Source organism: Serratia sp. MF1(2023), from assembly GCF_030954545.1.
GTDB lineage: Bacteria > Pseudomonadota > Gammaproteobacteria > Enterobacterales > Enterobacteriaceae > Serratia > Serratia sarumanii.
Map to the genome: position 1 here is coordinate 72,036 of NZ_JAVHUX010000034.1, position 22,634 is coordinate 94,669.

A 22,634-nucleotide genomic window follows, 5' to 3' on the forward strand; every position below is an offset into this window, starting at 1 on the left:
CGCTTATTCCGTCGCCTGCAGCCGTTCAGCCAATCCGCTGCGGCGCTGGGTCGGCGTGCGAATGGCCCGCAGCAGCACCGCCTCCGTAGCGTACAGCGAAAGCAGCTTACGCGCGCGAGTGATCGCGGTATAGACCAGCTCACGCGTCAACACCGGCAGGAAGTGATTCGGCAACACCAGCACCGTATGGTCAAACTCCGATCCCTGAGATTTGTGCACCGTCATCGCATAAGCGGTTTCATGCGCCGGCAAACGGCTTGGCTGTACCGACTTGATGCTGCCGTCGGGCAGTTGGAAATGCACGCGCAGATCGCCGTGCTCATCCGGCAACGTAATGCCGATATCCCCATTGAACAGCCCCAGCGCGCTGTCATTGCGGCCGATCATCACCGGCCGCCCCCGGTACCAGCGGCCGAGCACGCCCGGCTTGCGGTCAATTAAACCGGCACGCTGCAGCCCGAGCTCAATGCGCTCGTTCAGGCCGGCGACGCCGAACGGCCCTTCACGCAGCGCGCATAGAACCTGGAAACGGCCAAAGGCCGCCAGCACCGTCGCCGCGTCCGCCCCTTCTGCGGTCAGCCGCAAATAGTCGCGGTAGCCCGCCACGCAGGCATCCAACAGCGCCTGATACTCTTCGCTCGTCGCCAGCGCATAGCCCGCAACATCACCGAAACTGCCGTTTAATGCCGCCAGCGCGCGATCCCCCGCTCCGGCGTTAACCGCCAACGCCAGCTGACCGATGCCGGAACGGGCGTCGAAGCGATAGCTCTTGCGCAGCAGGCACAGGCTGTCGCGCACCGCCGCTTCCGCGTCGGCCTGCTGCCCCGTGAGCGAACAACCGGTCAGGCGGCTCAGCTCAGCGGCGCGCGCATCGCTGTATCCCTGCTCGGCAAAACGGCAAATATCGCCCAGCACCGCGCCGGCCTCCACCGAAGCCAGCTGATCGCGGTCGCCGAGGAAAATCACCCGCGCCCGATCGGGCAGCGCGGCAATCAGGCGCGCCATCATCGGCAGATCGACCATCGAGGCCTCATCCACCACCAGCACATCCAAATGCAGCCGGTTGCCACGGTGATAACGCATGCGCTGACTGTTCGGTTGCGCTCCCAACAGACGGTGCAACGTCGCCGCCTCCGTCGGGAACAGCGCCTGCTGCGCCGGGGTCAACGCCAGCTGGCGGCTGGCGCTGCCAAGCGACTCCGTCAGGCGCGCCGCCGCCTTGCCGGTCGGCGCCGCCAGCTGGATGCGCAAGCGCGCGCTTTCATCCAGCTGCACCAGCGCCGCCAACAGTTTGGCGACGGTGGTGGTTTTACCGGTGCCCGGCCCGCCGGAAATGACCGCAATGCGCCGCGTGGCGGCCACCGCGGCGGCGATTTTCTGCCAGTCGGGCTCGTCGCTCGCGGCGCCGAACAAGCTGTCGAGAATGGTGCGCAGCTCAGCCTCCGGCACCGCCAGCGACTCGCCTTCGCCGCCGATAAACGCCGCCACTTCGCCTTCGTTTTGCCACATGCGCTGCAGATACAGGCGCGGCCCGCGCAGCACCAGCGGCGTAGCGCCGCTGCCGTCCCCGACCGCCGCGCTGGCCGCCAAACGCTGCTGCCAACGCGCGCTATCCGGCCGCCCGGCCGCCTCCCACACCGCCAGCGCCAACGCCGGCTGGCGCCCTTCAAACAGCGTGTCCGCCTGCAGCTGCTCCAGCATCAGGCAGACGTGACCGGCCCCCGCCTCTGCGCTCAGGCAGGCGGCGGCCAGCAAAATATCGGGCTCGTCTTCGTTCGCCACCACGCGGGCGAACTGCACGTCCAGCGGGCGCAGCACGCCAAGCGCCACCGCCTGCTCCAGCAGTGCGATCATGATCCTTCCTCCGTCGCCGCAGCTTCGCCGCTGAACAAGCGATCCATCCCCTCCACCAGCTTAAGCTCGGGGAGACAGGTGAAAATGCCGTTGCCCGGGTGCGCCGCATCCACGCCGCGCAGGAACAGATAAATCACCCCGCCAAAATGGCGCCGGTAATCGTAATCCGGCAACCGATGACGCAGATAACGATGCAGCGCCAGCGTATACAGCTGGTATTGCAGATCGTAACGATGCTCCGCCATCGCCTGCTCCATCGCCGGCCGGGTATAGGCGCTACTGTCTTCCCCCAGCCAGTTGGACTTGTAGTCCAGCAGGTAGTATTTGCCCTGCCAGCAGAACACCAGGTCGATAAAGCCTTTCAGCATGCCCTGCACCTGATGAAAATCTAGCGCCGGGCAGCGGGCGGAAAGCGGATCGTAACGCTTCACCAGGGCATCGAGCGCCTTCGCCTGCAACAACCGGTTAATCGGCAAATAGAACTGCAGCTCGGCCTGCTTGTGCTGCGGCGTCAGCGCCGACAACGTCACGCCGCTGTCGTCGAGCGGCGTATTGAGCAACACCTGCATCCACGCCAGCAGAATCGGCTGCCAGTGCTCAGCGAAGCCTTGCTGTTGCAGCTGTTCCAGCAGCCACTGTTCGTCCAGCGGCTGGGTGAAGTCCAGCGTTTCAAACAGGCTGTGCAGGAAGGTGCCGGGCGTTGCGCCGCGCGGGAAGGTATGCGGTGTGAGCGCTGGCTCACTCTCCTCACCCCGCTCGCCCGCGGCGTCGACATCCAGACGCGGCAGCAGATCCTGCATCAGGCTCGAACCGTGCTGTTGCAAACCGGTATAGCTGGTCACCCGCCAAAAATCCTGGATCCGCCGGGTAAAGCTTTTCGCCGCCAACGCAGCGGCCAGCGATGCCTGGGGCTGCCAGGGCGCCTCGTCCGGCGGTTCCACCAGCGACAGCGCGATGCCGCCGCCCGCCAATTGCTGCAGTCGCTCCTGCAGATACGCGGCGTCGCCGGCCTGCCCGCCCTGCACCAGATAACCCAATGCGCTGCGGTGCAGATCGGTATCGCCCTGTTTCTTGCGAGTGCCCTGGAACAGCGGCGCGATGCCGATGCTGCAGTGGTACACCGAGCGGGTCAGCGCCACGTACAACAGGCGCAGGTCTTCTGCCAACCGCTCTTCCTCCGCCCAGGCCTGGCTCTCTTCATTGGCGTCGAGATCCAGCAACGCCTGGAAACTGTGGCGATCGTGATACAGCGCCTGCTGCTGCTGGCGGAAATTGCCGACGAACGGCAGCCACACCAGATCGAACTCCAGCCCCTTGGATTTATGAATCGTGATCACCTGCACCAGATGCCGGTCGCTCTCCAGCCGCAGTTGCTGATTATCGGACTGGCGATTAGGCTGGGCGATCTGCTGTGCCAGCCAGCGCACCAGCGCATGTTCGCTGTCGAGTTGCGCCGCCGCCTCTTGCAACAACTCCCCCAGATGCAGCACGTCGGTCAAACGACGCTCGCCACCGGCGCTGGCCAGCAGGTTCTCCGCCAGCTGGCGCGCTTTCATCACCTCGCTCAGCATCGGCAACACGCCGCGGCGCAGCCAGAGCGTGCGGTAATCATCGAATTCGTTAACCAGCTCGTCCCAGGCACGCTCATCGCGGCTCAGGCCGTCCAGCGTCGGCGCGTCCAGCCCCATCAGCCCGGTGGCCATGGCGCTGCGCAGCGTGCGCTCCTGCTCCGGCGCCAACACCGCCTGCAACAGCCACAGCAGGTCTTTGGCCTCTGGGGTGTCGAACACGCTGTCGCGGTTGGACAGGTAGACCGACGGAATGGACAGCGCGCTCAGAGCATCGCGCACCAACGCCGCCTCATTGCGGCTGCGCACCAGCACCGTGATATCGGAGGCTTGCACCGGCCTTGGCTCCTTACCGCCCTGCAGCCACGCCTGGCCCTGCTGCCCGGCGCTGAGCCAGTCGCGAATTTGCGTGGCGCACAGGCGCGCCATCAGCTGTTGGTAATCACTTACACCGGCGCCTTCCCCCTGCAGCAGCCAGAACTGCATCGCCGGTTGCGGCTTGCCGTGCAGGTCAAACGCCAGCCCTTGGTTCTTTTCCGCCGCGCTGACCTCGATAAAGGGGATTTGGCCGAACAGGAAAGGTTTTTCTACCTGAGAAAACAGGTGATTAACGCTGGCGACCATCGACGGCGACGAGCGCCAGTTGGTCTCCAGCGTATAGTGGGCGCTCACCTCTGAGCGCGCCCGCATGTAGGTAAAGATATCGGCACCGCGGAAGGCGTAAATCGCCTGCTTGGGATCGCCTATCAACAGCAGGCCGCAATCGGGCCGGCCGACGTAAAGTTTTTGGAAAATGCGGTATTGCTGCGGATCGGTGTCCTGGAATTCATCGATCATCGCCACCGGGTAACGCTGGCGGATCGCCTGCGCCAGCTGTTCGCCGCCGCCGCTTTGCAAGGCGCCGTCCAAACGGCTAAGCAGGTCGTCAAACCCCAGCTCGGCGCGCTGGCGCTTTTCTTGTTGAATGGAAGTGCGGATCTCGCTGAGCGCGCGCGCCATGATCAGGTCGCGCAGCGTCAAGGGCTCATCGAACAGTTCGTCGATCGCCGTGAACAGCGCATGCCGCGGCGGTTCGCCTTTCTTGGTCTTCTCCAGCAGCACCGACTGGCGAAATTTATCCAGTTCCTTCGGCAACTGGTAGTCCTGAGTCTCCTGCCCGCTCCATTCGCCGACCTTGTTCAGCCAGTTCGGCAGGTGCTTGCTGCTGTAGCTGCGCTTATCGACTCCGGACTGGGCGATCAGCGCCTCCAGATCGCCCGCCGCCGCACGCCATTGCGCCTTGATGGCATCGATGCGCGCGACGATCTGCTCGTGGCGCATCAGGACGGTTTCTTCCTCTTTCGGCGGCCGGCGCAGCGCCGGCGCCTCACCGTGCAGGTAACCGGAAAGGTCGGCCAGCAACGCTTCCGGGCCGCTCCACTCCTGGCTGACCGCACGCGCCACGCCCAGCGGCAACGGATAGCAGTGGCGACGCCAGAAATCGGCACAGGCCTGCCGCCGCAGCGGCAACTCGTCCTGCACCAGCGTTTGTTCAAACAGCATGCCGGATTCGAAGGCGTTGTGCGTCAGCATTCGTTGGCAAAAGCCGTGAATGGTGTAGATCGCCGCTTCGTCCATTTGCCGCTCCGCCGCCAGCAGCTGCGAGGCGGCGTCGGTCAAGTCGTCAATTTCAGCCATCAGCGCCAAAAACAGCGGGTTGGCGCTGACGCCCCGCACGCAAGCGATGCGCAGCCCGTGGATATTGTCGCGGATACGCCCGCGAAGCTCCTCGGTGGCGGCCTCGGTAAAGGTCACCACCAGGATTTCTTCAACCGTCAGCGGGCGAGGAAACGCCGCTTCATCGCCCAACCCCAACAGCAAACGCAGATACAGCGCGCCGATGGTAAAGGTTTTGCCGGTGCCCGCCGACGCCTCAATCAGGCGTTCGCCGAACAGCGGCAGCGTCAGCGGCTCCAGCCTCTGCGGGGCAGTTTCCGTCATGGCGTCGCCACTTTGCGCGGCAGGATCTGCTGCAATGCAGACGCGTTCGGATAGGTGACCCAGCCCTTAGGCGCCGCGTAATCCGCCTTGTCTTGCCCGCTGCCGCTCACCTGCGACAGCACAGCCAGCCCCTGTGGCTGGATCACCGCCTGGTGGAAATAATCCGCCAGTTTGGCCGGCGTCAGCTGTTGCACCTGCGCAATCAGCTTCTGACGAGTATCGAAGGCGAAATTGCCGCGATCGAAATCGTTGGCGAACCGGCTGGCCTCTTCGCTCAGGGTTTGCGGCCGCTGCTTCAGCTCATTGATGAGCGCCTGTTTGTACTGTTCAAAGTCCGCTTCGCTCATGTCGCGCAAGCGTTTCTCGGTTTTCGGATAGAAATCCTGATAGCGCTGGTACAGGTAGGCCGGCTGTTTGCTGTTGCTCTGCAACAGGAAGCCCACGCCCCATTGGCGCCCCACCGACATTGGGAAGGCGAAGACCGCATATCCCAATTGCTCCTGAGTGCGCAGTTGGCTATAGAACCACGGCTGAATAATCTGCCCCAGCAATGAGCTGTAGGCCATGCCGGCCACTTCGTCGTAACCGGTCGGCACATAGACCGCCGCCAGCGCCGAATCGGTGCTGCTGCCCACCTGTTGCAGATTGGCCAGATGATTTTTGTCCACCACCACGTCTTCGCCGTGCCACCATTCGATGCCGGTACAGCCCAGGCGATGTTTCAGCGTCGACGCCAGCGTGTCGACCTGCTGCTTGCTCATATTGCCCACCACCAGCAACTCCGGCGTAGCCTCGGCCAGCAGGCTGTCGCGATAGGCCAGCACGTCTTTCAGCGTCAGCGTCTTCAGCACTTCGCGGCGTTCGCTGCGTTCGGAATACGGCACGCGGGAAACCATCTGCACCGGCTGAATGGCCAATTCAAACGCCTTGCCCTTCTCGGCGGCGTCCAACTGCTCCAGATACCAGGACTTGGCCTGCGCCAGCTGATCTTCCGTCGGCGTGAAGCTGGAATAGCCTTCGATCAGCGCCGTCAGCAACTGCGGCAGGCGCTGGGTAAAGCCGTTGGCGTTAAACATCAGGCCGTTGTTCGGCGAGGTCGAGAAGCTCAACCCGCCAACCGATGCCTGATAGCTCAGCTGATCCAGCGCGAGGCCGGCCAGATAATCCGTCAGCGAGAACAGCACCTGGTTGCGCGCGGAATCCATGGTCTTGGCGTTGCGGAAAGCGACGGTGACGTCGGCCTTCGGCTCATCGGCGAAGTAACGGCTCGGCATGTACAGCACGCGCAGGCCGGGGTTATCCACCACCATTTCCGGCTTTTTGAACTCGTGCGACGGCTTGGTCAGGGTAAAGTCATCCGGGATGTACGGATTGAGCGTCGGTAACGACAGGGAAATCCCACTCCCCAACTGCTGCCACTGCGTAAAGCGCTGCGGCGTGATTTTGTCGACCTGGTAAGGCGCGTTGACGAAATAGGCCGTCTTGTTGTGCGGCTCATCCGGGCTGACGAACCAGATGCGGGCGTTTTGCGGCGTCATGGCGTCCAGGCGTTCGGCGATCGCCTTCGGATCATAGCGATCGGCCAGGTAAGGCGCGTCCAGCGCATGTTCAACCGGCACGCGCAGCATGGTGTCCACCAGCCATTCGATGTAGTCCATGTCGCGCGTGATCGACGGATAACGGAAATCCAGGTTGAGAACATGCGAGATTTCGTCGAAGTAACTTTGCTTGATGCCTTCGCTGCGCAGCATTTTCAGGTAGTTGAAAATGGCGGCGACGACCTCGTCGCGCTTGGCCAGGCCTTTGTCGGTCAGTGAAACGCTGATGGCGAAGACGCCGCCGTTGCGATCCACCATCGGATCGGCGCCGGCATTGATGGCGTCCGCCAGCCCCTGCTTCTGCAACCAGTCAGACAGGGTGTTCTTGCTGCGGTTGCCGATCAGGTAGCTGATGTAGGTATCGGTTTTGCTGCGAAACGCGGCGCTGTTGTTATCGATGCGGAACTCGACCTTCAGCTGTTTGCGCGGCTGTGCCGGCACATAGTGAATGATGATGCCCTGTTGTTCCGGCGTCACCGCCGGCACGGTGATCGGCGGCACGCTGGCGTCGTGATTCGGCACGCGGCCAAAGGTTTTCGCCGCAATATCAGCCAGCTGCGGCAGCGGCTGATTGCCGTACAAAACGCCCATCATCAAATTGGCGGAATAGTAGCGCTTATAGAAGCCGGTCAGCTCATCGTGCAGCTTGCTGTCCGGCTTGTCTTTCAGCGTATCGAGATTGCCGCCGGAGAAGCGCGCGCTCGGGTGCGCCGGGTTAAGGGTTTCCGCGCCCACCTGCGCCATACGCATACCGTCGCGCGAACGCGCCATCGTCAACTCGGCGTTAACCGCGTTGCGCTCACGGTCGGCATTGCCCGGATCCAGCAGCGGCTCGGCAATGGCGTCGGCCATGCGATCGACCGCCGGCTCCAGCGCGTCATTTTCCACTTCCAGATAGAAGGCGGTGCGATAAGAAGCCGTGCTGGCGTTGTGGCTGCCGCCATGCTTTTTCAGGAACTCGGACAGGTTTTCCGGCTCTGGATAGCGCTTGGAGCCCATCAGCACCATATGTTCCAGATAGTGCGCCAAACCCAGTTGGCTGTTCGGATCTTCAAGCGAGCCGACCGGCAATGCCAGCGCCGCCAGCGATTTCGGCGCCTGGGCATCGGACACCAGCAACACCGTCATGCCGTTAGTCAATTTGATCGCCTCATACTGACGCGGATCGTGTTCGCTTTTGTTGATCTTCTCCGCCAGCGGTTGCCATCCTTGCGCGGCCCAACTCAACGGCGCCCAACACATAGCCAATAATACCAGCCCGGTGATACGGGCCAACTGTCTGCGCATATCCAAAATAAACCCCTATTCTGACGTCGCTGCGCCCACTCCCTGACGGTGGCGACGTTCATCAAAACCACATAACCAAATCTGTACTCACCGGGTTCTTCGCCAATATGGCGACCCGAACTCGGCGGGTATATGCCTGTACGTTATGTAAGACCGGGAATGACCCCAATGGTTGAATATAACCTTCGTTATTTTTACCACCTACCGCCGCACAGCACCACCGGGGGATTGTTACCCCAGGTTATGCCGCGCCACCGGCAGCAGATAACGCTCTGTTTCGGCCAGTATTTGCGCTAAGTATTCATTATCCAATTGGCGAAACACTCGCTGCACGTAGGGATCTTCCCCTTCTCCGGGAATGCGCTGATCGCCCTGCCAGGCCTGCAGCAATTTGGCGCGCGCCTTGATTTGCGCTTCTTCCTCCCAGTCGATTTGCTGCGTTTCCGGCAGATAGCACTGACTCAGCCACGCCCAGCCGCTCTTGTTCAGCAACAGCAGCGGCTGACTCAGACCGCGCTGATAGCCCGTCAGCAGTTCCGCCAGCTGCGCCTGTGCCTCTTCAGGCGCCAGCGCGGCAAAGCGCCAGGCGGAGTTCTTGCGGCCATACATGCGGCTCTCGCCGGTGCCGCCGGCGCAGCAGTACACCAGGTGCTCCAGCCACAGCAATATGCCATCCACCGCCGACAGCGTCGCGGGCCGCCAGCGCAACAGGCCGTCATCCTGCACCTGATGCAGCCAGCCGCTGAGGCGCACGCCGGCGATATCGATATCCAACTCCAGGCTATGGCTCTCTGCGCGTTCCGCACGCACCTGCTCGGCCAGTTCGCTCATCTCTTCCTGCTGCTTTTGCCAATAAATTTCGCCGAAGGCGCCATAGGGCAAGCCGCCGGCGGCGCGCACCCGCTGGAACAGCCGTTCGGGATCGTCACCGTCGATCAGCGTATTCAGCAGCTGGCTGTTGAACTGGTAGCGGCTGAGGTTATCCAGCGTGAAGGGCTCTTCGTCCGGCAGCTCGGTCTCTTCCAAGATAAAACTGACGCCCAGCCGCAGTTGGAAAAACGCGCGAATCGGATGGCGGTAAAACCGCAGCAGTTCCTCCAGCGATATTTGCTGCAGCGCTTCGGCGGGCAGCGGCTGGTTGAACGCCGGATGCGCCGCACCGCGTCCATCGGCGGCAGGCAGCCACTCGGCGGCATAGCTTTGCTCCTCCGAGCCCGGCAAGAAGTTCTCGGCGGCGAACGGCATGCGCGCGTGCCACTTCAGCAAGTGCTCACCAACCCGCCGGGCGCTGTCGTCTGCGCTAAGCTCTTCATCTCCCGGCAGGCAATAGCTTTGTTCCAGGTACTCCAGCAGCTCGGTGACCAGTACCGAAGGGTAGCGCGGGCTGTTGTCCTGAATGGAACGGCCGATGAAACTGATATACAGCCGCTGCTGAGCGGACAAAATCGCTTCCAGGAACAGATAACGGTCGTCATCGCGTCGGCTGCGGTCGCCGCGTTTGACCTGCTGCGCCATCAGATCGAAACCCAGCGGCGGCAGCGTGCGCGGATACACGCCGTCGTTCATGCCCAACAGGCACACCACCTTGAACGGAATGGAACGCATCGGCATCAGCGTACAGAAGTTGATTTGCCCGGCGAGGAAGCGTTGGCTGATGCGCTCCTGATCGAGGCGCGCCGCCAGATCGTCCCGCAGAATGGTCAACGGCACCTCATCGGGATAGCGCGCCGCCAGGCCAAAATTGATGGCCTGCTGCCACTGCTGTTCGATCAGCGCCAGCACGACTTCGGTGTCGCTGTCCGCAGCGAAGAAAGCATCCAGCAGTTGCCGGCAGAGCGGCAGCCACGCCTCGAGCGGGCGCGCTTCGCTCAAGATTTGCCGCCAGTGGCTGAGCTGCGCCAGCAGGTCTGCCAGCTGCCCCGCCAGTTCGGCGACCAATCCGCTCGATTCGTCGTAAGGCAAAATGCCCTGCCAATCGCCGGCATTGCTGTCCATCGCGTAGCCAAGCAACATGCGCGTGATGCCAAAGCGCCAGGTATGTTGGCCGGTAGCGGGCAGATCCAGTTCGCGCACGTTATCGTCGTCCAGGCCCCAGCGCACGCCGGATTCACCGACCCAATGGCGCAGCAGGCGCAGCCCCTCTTCGCCAATGGCGAAACGGGCGGCCAGGGCCGGCACCTCAAGCAGCGCCAGCACCTGTTCCGAGGTAAAACGGCTTTGCGGCAGATCGAGCAGTGAAATGAACGCCTGCAGCGCAGGATGCGCCTGGCGCGCTTTACGGTCGGAAATGGCGAACGGCAGGTAGCGCTCGGCAGGGGCATTGCCGAACACTGCCTGAATATAAGGCGTGTAGCTGTCGATATCCGCCACCATCACGATGATGTCGCGCGGCGTCAACGACGGATCCTGCGCCAGCATGGTCAGCAGTTGATCGTGCAGCACCTCCACTTCCCGCTGCGGGCTGTGGCAGGCATGCAGGCTGAGGGATCGGTCGTTCTCATCTAGCGGACGTTTGCTGAAGCTGCTTTCCAGCGTTTCCGCGGTAATACCGATCACCGCATGGTCTTCCAGCTCCAGCATGTCGCGCTGAACGGCGTGCAGCATGGTATCGGCCGGGATATCGACAAAGGCGTCAACCTCTTGCGCCCCTTCCATCTGCGACAGCAGATAGAGGTGATCGCGCCCCAGCTTGCCCCAAGAGGCCAGCAGCGGGTTGCTGAGCTGCTGCTGGCCTTCGGCGTCAAACAGGCGCGCCGCGTCATCCGGCTGGCGGAACAGCCCGTGCTCGCGTGCCTGATGGTAGTGACGGCGCTTGCGGCTCTGCAAGCGGGCCAAGAAAGCGTAATCCTGAATATCGCCCCAATAGTAGCGACAGGGGTTGGTGAACATCAGGTGGATATCTATATGCCGCCCCAGCGCCTGCAGCGCCTCCAGATAGACCGGCGGCAACGCCGAGATACCGCAGATAAACACCCGCGGCGGCAAACCGGGCGGGCAGGTTTTTGCCTGCTCCAGCGCGTGGATAAATCGGCTGTACAGATTGGCGCGGTGCCATTCCGGCTGCCCCAGCTCGCGCGTGTACTCCACCAGCCGCGCCCAGAGCGGCGCCTGCCATTGCTGAGCCTCCGCCAGGCCGTCGATGCGCTCACCGCGCTGCCAGCTCTCCAGCCACTGCGGGCGATAAACCAAATATTGGTCGAACAGGTCGGCGACCCGGCCGGCCAACTGGTGAATCTTGCGCTTGTCACCGTCATCGGTCAGATAGTGCTGCAGTGGCGCAAACGCCGGCTGAGTCAGCATCTCCGGCAGCAACCACATCAGCTTCCAGGTCATGGCGTCCTTGCTGAAGGCGCTCTCTTTCGGGATATCCGGCAACACCCGGGTGAACATGTCCCAAATAAAGGTCGCCGGCAGCGGAAACGCAATATTGGCGGCGATGCCGAACTGTTCCGCCAACTGCATCTGCAGCCATTGCGCCATACCGGGGCTCTGCACCAGCACCACTTCCTGTTGAAAAGGATCGGCCAACGGATCTCTGGCTATCAGTGCGCTGGTCAGCGTTTTCAACAAATCCAGCTGATTGGAATGATAAACCGTGAACATCAAGGCTCCTTTAAAACAAAAGACATACCGGCTTAAAAGCGGGTGCAATACCAGCGGCTCAGCGTCGCCCACTGCCGCTGCGGCGTTTGGACTCTAACCGTCAATCGGCGGCAATCACTCTCCGCATCGTCAAGCGCCGTCTCGCGTCGCCAACCTTCCGGCGGCGATTCGGCCTCGAGCCGCCCGGTGACGGCGAACGCTTCTAACTGCTGATGCGCCAGCGCCCAGGCTTGCCGGTAGTGCCACTGGCGCTGAAACGACTGCAACAGCACCTGATGATACTGTAACAAGCCAAGCAGCGACACCGAGAACAGCAAGGCCGCCACCAACACTTCCGGCAGGCTGAAGCCGTTGCGGGATAGCCGCCCTGCCCGAGCGTTAGCCGTCACAGTCGGTCAGCCTTTTCTCTGGGCAAAAATCCAGCCGACCGCCCGGCTGAGCTTGCACCTTGCCAGCGGTCTCTGCGCCGTTAAAGGTGCCCCACTGATACAGCCAAAGCGGTTCACCGCCGCGCATCTCACCAAGGCCGCGTATCGTCACAACGCCCGCTCTGGCAGACAGCCGGGCGCAGGCCGTCAGTTCCGCGCGCTGCCTGCATAACCAGGCCGCCGCACTCAGCTCGGCGCGTGGCCAGCGCTGGCTCATGCCCCAACTCAGCGCCGAAGCGGCCTGATTATAAGCCTGAAGGTAACGCTGCTGATCGGCGGCCAGTAACAGCGCGTTATCCAACTGCCGATGCTGAGCGTTAAGCAACATCAGCCCCAGCGCCAACAGCAACATCACCGCCGCCAGAGTGCTACCGCCCCGCTGGGTTCGCCAATTCATGGCAGCGCCGCCATTTCGACGCTCGCACTCAGGCTGCGCCTGATACGCGTATCGCTGGCGGAGCGCCCCGCCAGCGTCAGGCGAGCCAAGGTCGCGCCGTGATCGCCCCGCTCGATCGCCACATGAAACCGCTCAATGCGCACTTCGTCATAATCGAGCAACCGCTCCCAGCCACCGCCATCGCATTGGCTCACGCCGCGCTGCCCTTCCAAGCCGCCATTGCGCAGCCGGTAACCGAAATAGCCCGCATCCTCGCCCGAAGCGAGCCATTGCCCGCTGCGAGCGATGTCGTAGGCAACGATAACGCAACTGCCCGCCGCTTCTCCCGATGCCTGACCGATCAGCAACGGACGGCCGGCGCACTGCCCGGCGCAAAAACCGGCGCGGCGCAGATCTTTCTCAATGCCGAACGCCAGTTGCCGCAGCGTTGACTCCAGCCGAAAGTGCTGGCTGACGACCACGCTTTGCTGGCGCAACAACGGATAGGTTTTCGCCGCGCCGAGCGCGATCACGCTGCCGAAGACCAACGCCAACATCACCTCCGGCAAGGTAAAACCGCGTTCTAAAGTCAACATAGCGCAATGCCTCTGACCCGCTGCTCTTCGCTGCACAAACGCAGCCGCCCACGGGCGGACAGCACCAGCCGCAGGCTGCCTGCGTCGTTGCTGAGAAGGATGTGCCCCGCCTGCGCAGTATTGCGCAAACCGTAAAACCCAATCTCTTTGCCGGTGTAGCCGCTCAAAGCGACGTCACGATAAAACGGCGAGAAAACGGCGCCTTCGGCGGAAGCGCAATCCGTCGGCGGCACGCCACCGCCCAGACACCAGGGCGTGCCGTTCTTGAACCACAGCAGCGTCGCGCGGTTACGCCAGTTGGCGTCCGCCTGCAATCGCAGCAAAAACGCCAGCAGCTGCTGAGCCGTGTGTTCCAGCCGCAGCGCTTGCTGATGATAACGCCATTGCCCGACGCCCCAGCCGGTGAGCATGCCGGCGATCAATATCGCCGCCAACAGCTCAATCAGCGTCATGCCACGCTGGCGATCATCGATGTTCGAGAGAGTATTGTCTTTCATGCCGCCAGTGTAAGGATCGCCACAATGCGGTAAAGCCGCATGCGTAATCGCTGCGGCAAGCTGCGCAATGTTTTATTTACGACGGCAGAGGACGACAAAAAAATGCGGCGCGGTGCGCAATGCGGATAAAAAAAGGGGTGCAATCTCTGCCCCCCTGGTGTGATGCGGTTAAGGTTAGATCGCGACCGGCGCCTTGATGGCCGGGTGCGGATCGTAACCTTCGATCTCGAAGTCTTCGAAACGGTAATCGAACAGCGAAGCCGGCTTGCGTTTGATCACCAGTTTCGGCAACGGACGCGGTTCACGCGTTAGCTGCAGCTGAGTCTGTTCCATGTGGTTGCTGTACAGGTGGGTATCGCCGCCGGTCCAGACGAAATCGCCCACTTCCAGATCGCACTGCTGCGCCATCATATGCACCAGCAGCGCGTAGCTGGCGATGTTGAACGGCAGGCCGAGGAACACGTCGCAGGAACGCTGGTACAGCTGGCAAGAGAGCTTGCCGTCCGCGACGTAGAACTGGAAGAACGCGTGGCACGGCGCCAACGCCATCTGATCCAGCTCGCCGACGTTCCAGGCGGAAACGATGATGCGGCGCGAATCCGGATCCTGCTTCAGCTGTTGGAGCACGTTGCTCAGCTGATCGATCTGACGGCAGTCCGCCGCGCCCCAGGCGCGCCACTGTTTGCCGTACACCGGGCCGAGATCGCCGTTTTCATCAGCCCACTCGTCCCAAATGGTGACCTTGTTGTCACGCAGGTAGGCGATGTTGGTATCGCCGTTCAGGAACCACAACAGCTCATGAATGATCGAACGAAGATGACATTTCTTGGTGGTCACCAACGGGAAACCTTCCTGCAAGTTGAAACGCATCTGATGGCCGAAAATCGACAGCGTGCCAGTGCCGGTACGGTCGGCTTTAGGGGTGCCCTCGGCGAGCACCTTGTTCATCAAATCCAGATACTGTTTCATTTGTCCCTCACGACATTTGTTGCTGCGGGCGACGACGGTACGCCCAAATCATCATAATAATACCGGCCACCACCATCGGGATGGACAGGATCTGCCCCATGCTGATCACGCCGTCGAACAGGCCGAGCTGGGCATCCGGCTGGCGGAACGCTTCAACGATGATGCGGAATGCGCCATAACCGATCAGGAACAGGCCCGAGACGGCGCCCATCGGCCGCGGCTTGCGAATAAACAGGTTCAGAATGATAAACAGCACCACGCCTTCCAGCAGCAGTTCATACAGCTGTGACGGGTGGCGCGGCAGTACGCCGTACTGATTCAATAACGGCAGCAAGGAAGGATCGGCGGCGGCGAGGGCCACGTCTTCGCTGCGCGAACTTGGGAACAGCATCGCCCAAGGGGTATCGGTGGTCACGCGGCCCCACAGTTCACCGTTGATGAAGTTGCCGAGGCGGCCGGCGCCCAGGCCGAATGGGATCAATGGCGCGATAAAATCGGAAACCTGGAAGAAGGTGCGTTTGGTGCGGCGAGCGAACCAGAACATCACCAGAATCACCCCCATCAAGCCGCCGTGGAACGACATGCCGCCATCCCAGACCTTGAACAGATAGAGCGGGTTATCCAGGAACAGCGGCAGGTTATAGAACAGCACATAGCCTACGCGGCCGCCGACGAATACGCCCAGGAAACCGGCGTAGAGCAGGTTTTCAACTTCGTCTTTGGTCCAGCCGCTGCCCGGCTTGTTGGCGCGGCGCACCGCCAGCCACATGGCAAAAACGAAGCCGACCAGGTACATCAGGCCATACCAATGCAGAGAAACCGGGCCAATGGAGAAAATGACCGGATCAAATTTAGGAAACGCCAGATAGCTATTGCTCATCTATCACCACAACATGTCTGTTATTTTTCCCCATGCGGGGGCGGCAGGTGCCAAGCGGCGGCGGAGATTGTCCCGCGTCTTGCAAGCAGCAGCATTGGCCGCTGCGGTGTGCAAGGCGACGAGCCTGCGCCGCACTGAGGTTGCGCATCATAACATAGGCTTAGCGCGGTCCGGTCCGGCAGGCCGGGAAAAGTTCTGTAAAAAAATCACAACGCGCGGCGGCTACCGGCCCCCGCGGATCAATCCGCCCATGCCGCGTCGCTCCATAAACGCCGCCACCAAATGGCGCACTTCGGTGGTCATCTGGGTGTTCAACACCCGCTGCGCCAACATTTCGGCGTCGGCAAGGTCGATATGCCGCAGCAGGTATTTGATGCGCGCCACGCTGCGGCCGTTCATGCTCAGATTGCGATAGCCCATGCCCACCAGCAACAGCGCGCCCATGGGATCGCCGGCCAGTTCACCGCACAGGCTAAGCTGCAACCCGGCCGCGTTCCCCTGCTCGGCGATCAATTTCAGCACCTGCAGCATCGCAGGATGCAAACTGTCATACAGCGAGGCGACCCGGGTATTGTTGCGATCTACCGCCAACAGGTACTGGGTCAAATCATTGGTGCCGACCGAGATGAAATCAACGCGCCCGGCCAGATGCGGGATCAGGAAAATCATCGACGGCACTTCCAGCATCACGCCGATTTTCGGTTTCGGGATCGCATAGCCAAGCACCTCTTCCACCTCGCGCCCGGCCCGGTCAATCAGGCGTTTGGCCTCATCAACCTCTTCCAGGCTGGTGATCATCGGCAACAAAATGCCCAAATTGCCGGTGCCGGCGTTGGCGCGCAGCATGGCGCGCACCTGAATCAAAAAGATCTCCGGCTGATCCAGGGTGATGCGGATGCCGCGCCAGCCCAGGCAGGGGTTCTCTTCGCTGATCGGCATATAAGGCAGCTGCTTGTCGGCGCCGATATCCAGAGTGCGCAGCGTAACCGGCTTGCTCGGGTAAAGCTGCAGCATGCCCTGGTACTGCGCGACCTGTTCCTCTTCGGAGGGGAAGCCGCTTTGCAACATGAACGGGATTTCGGTGCGGTATAACCCCACGCCATCTACCCGGCCGCCCAACAGCTGTTCATGTTCCGGGCTGAGGCCGGCATTCAGCATCACCTGAATGCGCTCGCCGCTTTTCAACTGCGCCGGCTGCTCGACGTCGTCTTCCGCCAGCTTGCTCAGCTCCAGCTCTTCGCTGATCAGCCGTTGATATTCCTGCACCAGCACCGGTTCAGGATCGACCAGCAGTTCACCGCGATAACCGTCGACGATCAGCAGCCGTTGGCTGAGCAGAGAAGGTTGGATGTCGGCGCCCATCACCGTCGGCACCCCCATCGCCCGCACCAGAATCGCCGCATGCGAGTTGGCGGCACCGTCGCGCACCACCACGCCGACCAGGCGATCCTGCGGCACTTCGGCCAGCAATGTCGCGGTCAGCTCATCCGCCACCAGCACAAAACGCGCCGGCCACTGGGTGGCACCCTGAGTGGTGTCGTCGAGGTGGAACAGCAGGCGCTGGCCCAGCGCGCGCAGGTCGCTGCCGCGCTCGCGCATGTAGGTGTCCTGCAGTTTGGCAAACTGCTCGGCAAAGGTTTCTATCACCTGTTTCACCGCCCACTCCGCCACCGAACCGTTGTCGATTTCGGCGAACAGTTCGCGCTTGAGGCGGGCGTCGTTTAGCAGGTGAGAATAAAGATCGAAGATCGCCGCGCTCTCCTTTTGCGAGCTGGCGGCAAAACGCTTGCTGAAGCGGCGAAACTCCGCGCCGGCCTCTTCCAGCGCCAGCGTCAGGCGCTCGCGCTCGCTGGCGGTGTCCAGCGTCGAAGCGCGGTAAACCTGATCGAGCGAAGGCTGGCTGCTGTCCTGCCACCCTTCCGCCACCGCCACGCCGGGCGAGGCCGCCAGCGCGCGCACGCGCGTTTGGCGATACTGGCCGAAAATGGCGTTAAGCTGCGATTGTGACAGGATCCCGGCCATCTGCGTGGCCAGGGTGACCATGAAAGACTCTTCGCTTTCGTCGAACTGGCGCAGCTCGCGCTGCTGCACCACCAGCACGCCCAGCAGCTGGCGCCGATGAATGATCGGCACCCCGAGGAAGGATCGGAAACGATCCTCTTTCACCTGCGGGACGTATTTGAAACTGGGGTGGCTTTGGGCATCGGCCAGGTTGATAGGCTCGGCTCTGCGGCCGACCAACCCGACGACGCCCTCGTCAAACGCCAATGCGATAGTGCGCCCGCGCGGCTTTTTCAGCCCGCGCGTGGCCATCAGGTAGTAGCAGCGGCGATCGTTGTCCGCCAGATAGATGGAACACACTTCGGTGTCCATCGCCAGACAGGTTTCATTGACCAGCAGATCCAGCGCATCCGTCAGACTGGCCGCCGCAGCCACCTTCTCTACAATTTCTCGCAAGCGCGTGAGCATAGTCGGCTTAACTTAACCTCTCTTTCGGCGATAAGCAGGAGCCTGCCGCGGCGCCGCCTGCTCTTGCATCGGCATCACGGTCACGGCGAATTCTTTCATCACCCGGCGGTAGACGTCGCGTTTGAACGACACCACCTGGCGTACCGGATACCAGAAGCTCACCCAGCGCCAACCGTCGAACTCCGGCGTGCTGCTGCGCTGCATATTGATATCAGCGTCATTGCACAGTAGCTGCAACAAAAACCATTTTTGCTTTTGGCCGATACAAACCGGCTTTGTGTCCCAACGCACCAAACGTTTCGGCAATTTATAGCGCAACCAGTTGCGGGTCGAAGCCAGGATGCGCACATCCTTTTTACTCAGCCCCACTTCTTCGAACAGCTCACGGTACATCGCCTGCTCCGCAGTTTCGCCAGGGTTAATCCCACCTTGGGGAAACTGCCAGGAGTGCTGACCGTAACGGCGGGCCCATAAGACCTGCCCCTGACGATTACAGATTACGATACCAACATTCGGGCGGTAGCCATCATCATCGATCACCGGACTACCTCGATAAGCTTAAATTCGCATAGATGTCCTGATTGTTTCACACAAGCTACAGGCGGTAAACCACTGCTTTACGGCGCTGCGGGCCGAATAACATTGGGATAACTCACAGATATAGGCAAAGTTATAAACATACCCTAGCCTTTCAGACCGGTTTTATTCACTTTTTCTGTGGATAGGTGTGTGCAGAACTCGAGGAATAAGCCGGTAAAACTCTTAACCCCCAAAATCCCCCCTCAACACTAAAAACACATATTTATTTTAAAAACATACAATTATGTATTAACGCATCGTTATATACAGGGCAAAAATGTGATCTGTGCACGGTAAGGATCTTACCCTGGCGAAAGATCCACCAACGTCGTTTTTATCCACAGATTATCCGGGCAAGTTACGCACAAAACGGACAAATTCGTAAAAAACCGCCCGAGTCAAGGCTGTAAATTGAACCAGTGATCGGCAAAAATTTGGGTTATCCCAAAAATCTGTGGATAAATAGGTGTAAGATCCTGTTTATTGTCGGTGGCTTCAGGTGAACAAGCCCCGCCAGTGCATTGTCCACCACGCCAAGAAAGGAAAAAAGTCATGTAAAATCATGCTACTATTATTCTTTTCCCCAAGCGATGGCGGTTATCGCTCACCGTGCATAATTGCAGTACGTTTTTCAACCAAATTAGACAGGCTTGATTTATGGCGTTTTTATCCCCTTTGCCGCCCCCGCCGGAAAATGAACGGCAGCTGTTCGAGCGCGCTCAGGCGCTGGCCGGCGCCAGCTTTGGCGAACTGGCCGCTCGCGCGCAGTTGCCGATCCCCAAGGATCTGAAACGCGATAAAGGTTGGGTAGGCATGCTGCTGGAGCTGTATCTCGGCGCCATGGCCGGCAGCAAACCGGAGCAGGACTTTCCCGAGCTGGGCATCGAGCTGAAAACCATTCCTGTCGACGCCGCCGGCAAACCGCTGGAAACCACTTTTGTCTGCGTCGCTCCGCTCACCGGCAACAGCGGCGTCACCTGGGCCAACAGCCACGTTCGCTACAAGCTGGCGCGCGTGTTGTGGATACCGGTAGAAGGCGAACGCCAGATCCCGCTGGCCGAACGCCGCGTCGGTTCGCCGCTGCTGTGGAGCCCAAGCGCGGCAGAAGACGAAATGCTGCGCCGCGATTGGGAAGAATTGATGGATCTGATCGTGCTCGGCCACGTAGAGCGCATCACCGCACGCCACGGCGAAGTGCTGCAGCTGCGCCCCAAAGCGGCTAACAGCAAGGCGCTCACCGAAGCCATCGGCGAACAAGGGCAACCGATCATGACGCTGCCGCGCGGCTTCTATCTGAAAAAGAGTTTTACCGGCGCGCTGCTGGCAAGACATTTCTCAATCTAAGCGATTTCGTTTAACTCTGGTTTAGCTGCCCCTATCAGCGCCATGATAAACGCGTATAATTCACGCTTTGCATTTATTAAGTATTAATAAGGTGTGTCGAGCAATGTTCGAATGGATTATGGATCCCAATGCCTGGTTAGCGTTAGGCACGCTAACCATTCTTGAGATCGTACTGGGTATTGATAACATCATTTTTCTGTCGCTGGTGGTGGCCAAGCTGCCCAAAGCGCAACAGAACAAAGCTCGCCGGATCGGGCTGGCCGCCGCCATGCTTATGCGCCTGGCGCTGCTGGCTTCCATCGCCTGGGTGATTCGCCTGACCCATCCGCTGTTTACCGTGATGGAGCACAGCGTATCCGCTCGCGATCTGATCCTGCTGCTGGGCGGGCTGTTCCTGATCTGGAAAGCCAGCAAAGAGATCCACGAAACCATCGAAGGGTCGGAAGAAGAGCACCACACCAAGGTGCACAGCTTCTTCGGCGCGATCGTGCAGATCATGCTGTTGGATATTATCTTCAGCCTGGATTCGGTGATTACCGCCGTGGGCCTTTCCGACCATCTGTTCATCATGATGGCGGCAGTGGTGATCGCCGTCGGCGTGATGATGTTCGCTGCCCGACCGATCGGCGAATTCGTCAACCGCCATCCGTCGGTGAAAATGCTGGCGCTGGCGTTCCTGATCCTGGTGGGCTTCACGCTGATGCTGGAAAGCTTCCAGGTGCACGTGCCAAAAGGCTACATCTACTTCGCCATGTTCTTCTCGATGTCGGTAGAAGCGCTCAATCTGATGCGCAGCAAAAAAAATCGCGCGCCGGAATAACGCTATCTATATGAAAGCCGCCATTGGCGGCTTTCATCACTTCGTTGACCTCTCATTTCACTTTTTCTTATCAGATAAAGACTTATCTGAGACGCGCTTCGCCGAGAGTTTGCTAATCTTGAAAGAACATTATTTTCTGCATAATCGAGGATCCGCAGGATGAAAAAGTGGGTAATGGCAGTGTCTGCGCTGGTGATGGTGGCTGGCCTGGCGGGGTGTTCCAGCGACTACGTGATGGCGACCAAAGACGGCAACATGATCCTGACGCAAGGCAAACCGGAGATCGATGAAGATACCGGCCTCATCAGCTATAAAGACGAGAAAGGCAACCAGCGCCAGATCAACGGCGATCAAGTTTCTCAGGTTATCGAACGCTAATCACCGCCCGCCGGCTATCGCCCGTTCAAGCGCGGTAGCCCCCATTCGCGTCCGCACGGAATCCGCTTCCCCCATCTTCACCGCTTGGTTATAGTCAGGAAAGGCGACATCGCCGCCCGACGGACTCTGCGCCGTCTTCTGACATTGGGCTCCTGTTTCACCGGGCCGCGCGGCCCGTAAGCGCTAACAAGAAAGGAAGGCCGTTAATGCAATACCACCGTATTCCCCACAGTTCTTTAGAAGTGAGCGTGCTGGGACTGGGCACCATGACCTTTGGCGAACAGAACAGCGAAGCCGACGCCCATGCGCAACTGGACTATGCATTGGCCGCAGGCGTGAACCTGATAGACACCGCCGAACTGTACCCAGTGCCGCCCCGTCCGGAAACCCAGGGCCTGACCGAAAGCTATATCGGCAGCTGGCTCAAGGCGCGCGGCAATCGCGAAAAAATCGTCCTGGCCAGCAAAGTCTCGGGCCCGGTGCGCGGCACCGACAGCAGCATTCGCCCGCAGCAGGCGCTCGATCGCAAAAACATCCGCGCCGCGCTGGACGCCAGCCTCAAGCGGCTGAATACCGATTATCTCGATCTCTACCAATTGCACTGGCCGCAGCGCGCCACCAACTGTTTTGGCAAACTCAACTATCAATACACCGACGACAAAGCCACGGTCACGCTGCTGGAAACGCTGGAGGCGCTGACCGAGCAGGTGCGCGCCGGCAAGATCCGCTATATCGGGGTTTCCAATGAAACGCCCTGGGGCGTGATGCGCTACCTGCAGTTGGCGGAGAAACACGAGCTGCCGCGCATCGTGTCGATTCAAAACCCGTACAGCCTGCTGAACCGCAGCTTTGAGATTGGCCTGGCCGAGATCAGCCAGCACGAAGGGGTGGAACTGCTGGCCTATTCCAGCCTGGCGTTCGGTACCCTGAGCGGTAAATACCTCAATGGCGCAAAACCGGCCGGTGCGCGCAATACGCTGTTCACCCGCTTCAACCGTTATTCAGGGCAGCAAACCCAGCTGGCGATCGCCGAGTACGTGGCGCTGGCCAAAAAACACGGGCTGGATCCTTCGCAGATGGCGTTGGCCTTCGTGCGTCAACAGCCGTTCGTCGCCAGCACCCTGCTGGGCGCCACCACGGTGGATCAGTTGAAAATCAACATCGACAGCCTCGATGTGGTATTGGATGAAGACGTGCTGCAGGCGCTCGAAGAAATCCATACCCGGTTTACCATTCCGGCGCCTTAATACAGCAAGGGCGCAGCCTGGTGAACTGACCCCCAGAAGTTGGACGATGTAAATTCAGGCGGCCTTCATGGCCTGGGTTCGATACTCTACCGGACTCAGGCCTTTTAGTTTCTCTCTGAGGCGGCTGTGGTTATAGTAATCAATGTAGTTCTCTATTTCTT

Annotated in this window: 17 protein-coding genes; 4 read left to right on the top strand and 13 right to left on the bottom strand. The window is 60.6% G+C overall.

Annotated elements, in window-relative coordinates:
- Positions 1-3: 3 nt before the first annotated feature.
- The 12 genes from recD to rppH all read right to left on the bottom strand — a co-directional run bounded on the left by recD (position 4) and on the right by rppH (position 18,645).
- Entirely contained in the window at positions 4-1,854 is a 1,851-nt protein-coding gene (recD, locus tag REA38_RS16490) for an exodeoxyribonuclease V subunit alpha (RefSeq protein WP_308886250.1), read from the bottom strand.
- A complete protein-coding gene (recB, locus tag REA38_RS16495) occupies positions 1,851-5,402 on the bottom strand; it encodes an exodeoxyribonuclease V subunit beta (protein ID WP_308886251.1) in 3,552 nt (1,183 codons plus the stop codon). Before recB ends, recD begins: the two co-directional genes overlap by 4 nt.
- A complete protein-coding gene (gene ptrA / locus REA38_RS16500) occupies positions 5,399-8,287 on the bottom strand; it encodes a pitrilysin (protein ID WP_308886252.1) in 2,889 nt (962 codons plus the stop codon). The genes recB and ptrA overlap by 4 nt, the downstream gene beginning before the upstream one ends.
- A 231-nt stretch (positions 8,288-8,518) precedes the next feature.
- Complete coding sequence (recC, locus tag REA38_RS16505; RefSeq protein WP_308886253.1) at positions 8,519-11,890, bottom strand: exodeoxyribonuclease V subunit gamma; 3,372 nt, start codon at positions 11,888-11,890, stop codon at positions 8,519-8,521.
- A gap of 32 nt (positions 11,891-11,922) precedes the next feature.
- Positions 11,923-12,279, bottom strand: a complete 357-nt coding sequence (locus tag REA38_RS16510; RefSeq protein ID WP_033649504.1) for a prepilin-type N-terminal cleavage/methylation domain-containing protein — start codon at positions 12,277-12,279, stop codon at positions 11,923-11,925.
- Positions 12,269-12,715, bottom strand: coding sequence for a YgdB family protein (locus tag REA38_RS16515; RefSeq protein WP_033649503.1), 447 nt, complete (start codon positions 12,713-12,715; stop codon positions 12,269-12,271). Before REA38_RS16515 ends, REA38_RS16510 begins: the two co-directional genes overlap by 11 nt.
- The gene (locus REA38_RS16520) at positions 12,712-13,290 is read right to left on the bottom strand and encodes a prepilin peptidase-dependent protein (RefSeq protein WP_041036506.1); all 579 of its coding nucleotides are present in this window, start codon (positions 13,288-13,290) and stop codon (positions 12,712-12,714) included. The genes REA38_RS16515 and REA38_RS16520 overlap by 4 nt, the downstream gene beginning before the upstream one ends.
- On the bottom strand, positions 13,284-13,787 hold the full coding sequence (locus REA38_RS16525) for a prepilin peptidase-dependent protein (RefSeq protein ID WP_308886254.1): 504 nt from the start codon (positions 13,785-13,787) through the stop codon (positions 13,284-13,286). Before REA38_RS16525 ends, REA38_RS16520 begins: the two co-directional genes overlap by 7 nt.
- A gap of 174 nt (positions 13,788-13,961) precedes the next feature.
- Complete coding sequence (gene thyA, locus REA38_RS16530) at positions 13,962-14,756, bottom strand: thymidylate synthase (protein WP_308886255.1); 795 nt, start codon at positions 14,754-14,756, stop codon at positions 13,962-13,964.
- A 7-nt stretch (positions 14,757-14,763) separates the two neighbouring features.
- Positions 14,764-15,636 carry a prolipoprotein diacylglyceryl transferase gene (gene lgt, locus REA38_RS16535; RefSeq protein WP_033649501.1) on the bottom strand — a complete coding sequence of 291 codons (873 nt, stop codon included), beginning with the start codon at positions 15,634-15,636 and terminating at the stop codon, positions 14,764-14,766.
- A 222-nt stretch (positions 15,637-15,858) separates the two neighbouring features.
- Entirely contained in the window at positions 15,859-18,105 is a 2,247-nt protein-coding gene (gene ptsP, locus REA38_RS16540; RefSeq protein WP_033649500.1) for a phosphoenolpyruvate--protein phosphotransferase, read from the bottom strand.
- 12 nt (positions 18,106-18,117) lie between these two features.
- Positions 18,118-18,645, bottom strand: coding sequence for an RNA pyrophosphohydrolase (gene rppH / locus REA38_RS16545; RefSeq protein WP_004931849.1), 528 nt, complete (start codon positions 18,643-18,645; stop codon positions 18,118-18,120).
- Between the two features lie 696 nt (positions 18,646-19,341).
- On the opposite strand from rppH, the gene mutH reads away from it, so the two are divergent.
- The 4 genes from mutH (at position 19,342) to REA38_RS16565 (ending at position 22,473) form a co-directional block, all read left to right on the top strand.
- A complete protein-coding gene (gene mutH / locus REA38_RS16550) occupies positions 19,342-20,028 on the top strand; it encodes a DNA mismatch repair endonuclease MutH (RefSeq protein ID WP_033635764.1) in 687 nt (228 codons plus the stop codon).
- 103 nt (positions 20,029-20,131) lie between these two features.
- Positions 20,132-20,848, top strand: a complete 717-nt coding sequence (locus REA38_RS16555; protein WP_033635765.1) for a TerC family protein — start codon at positions 20,132-20,134, stop codon at positions 20,846-20,848.
- Positions 20,849-21,007: 159 nt separating this feature from the next.
- The gene (locus REA38_RS16560) at positions 21,008-21,226 is read left to right on the top strand and encodes a YgdI/YgdR family lipoprotein (protein ID WP_033635766.1); all 219 of its coding nucleotides are present in this window, start codon (positions 21,008-21,010) and stop codon (positions 21,224-21,226) included.
- Between the two features lie 206 nt (positions 21,227-21,432).
- Entirely contained in the window at positions 21,433-22,473 is a 1,041-nt protein-coding gene (locus REA38_RS16565) for an NADP(H)-dependent aldo-keto reductase (RefSeq protein WP_033635767.1), read from the top strand.
- A 54-nt stretch (positions 22,474-22,527) separates the two neighbouring features.
- Here the strand turns inward: REA38_RS16565 and REA38_RS16570 are convergent.
- On the bottom strand, positions 22,528-22,634 hold a 107-nt coding region (locus tag REA38_RS16570), incomplete at its 5' end, for an IS3 family transposase (RefSeq protein WP_308886054.1).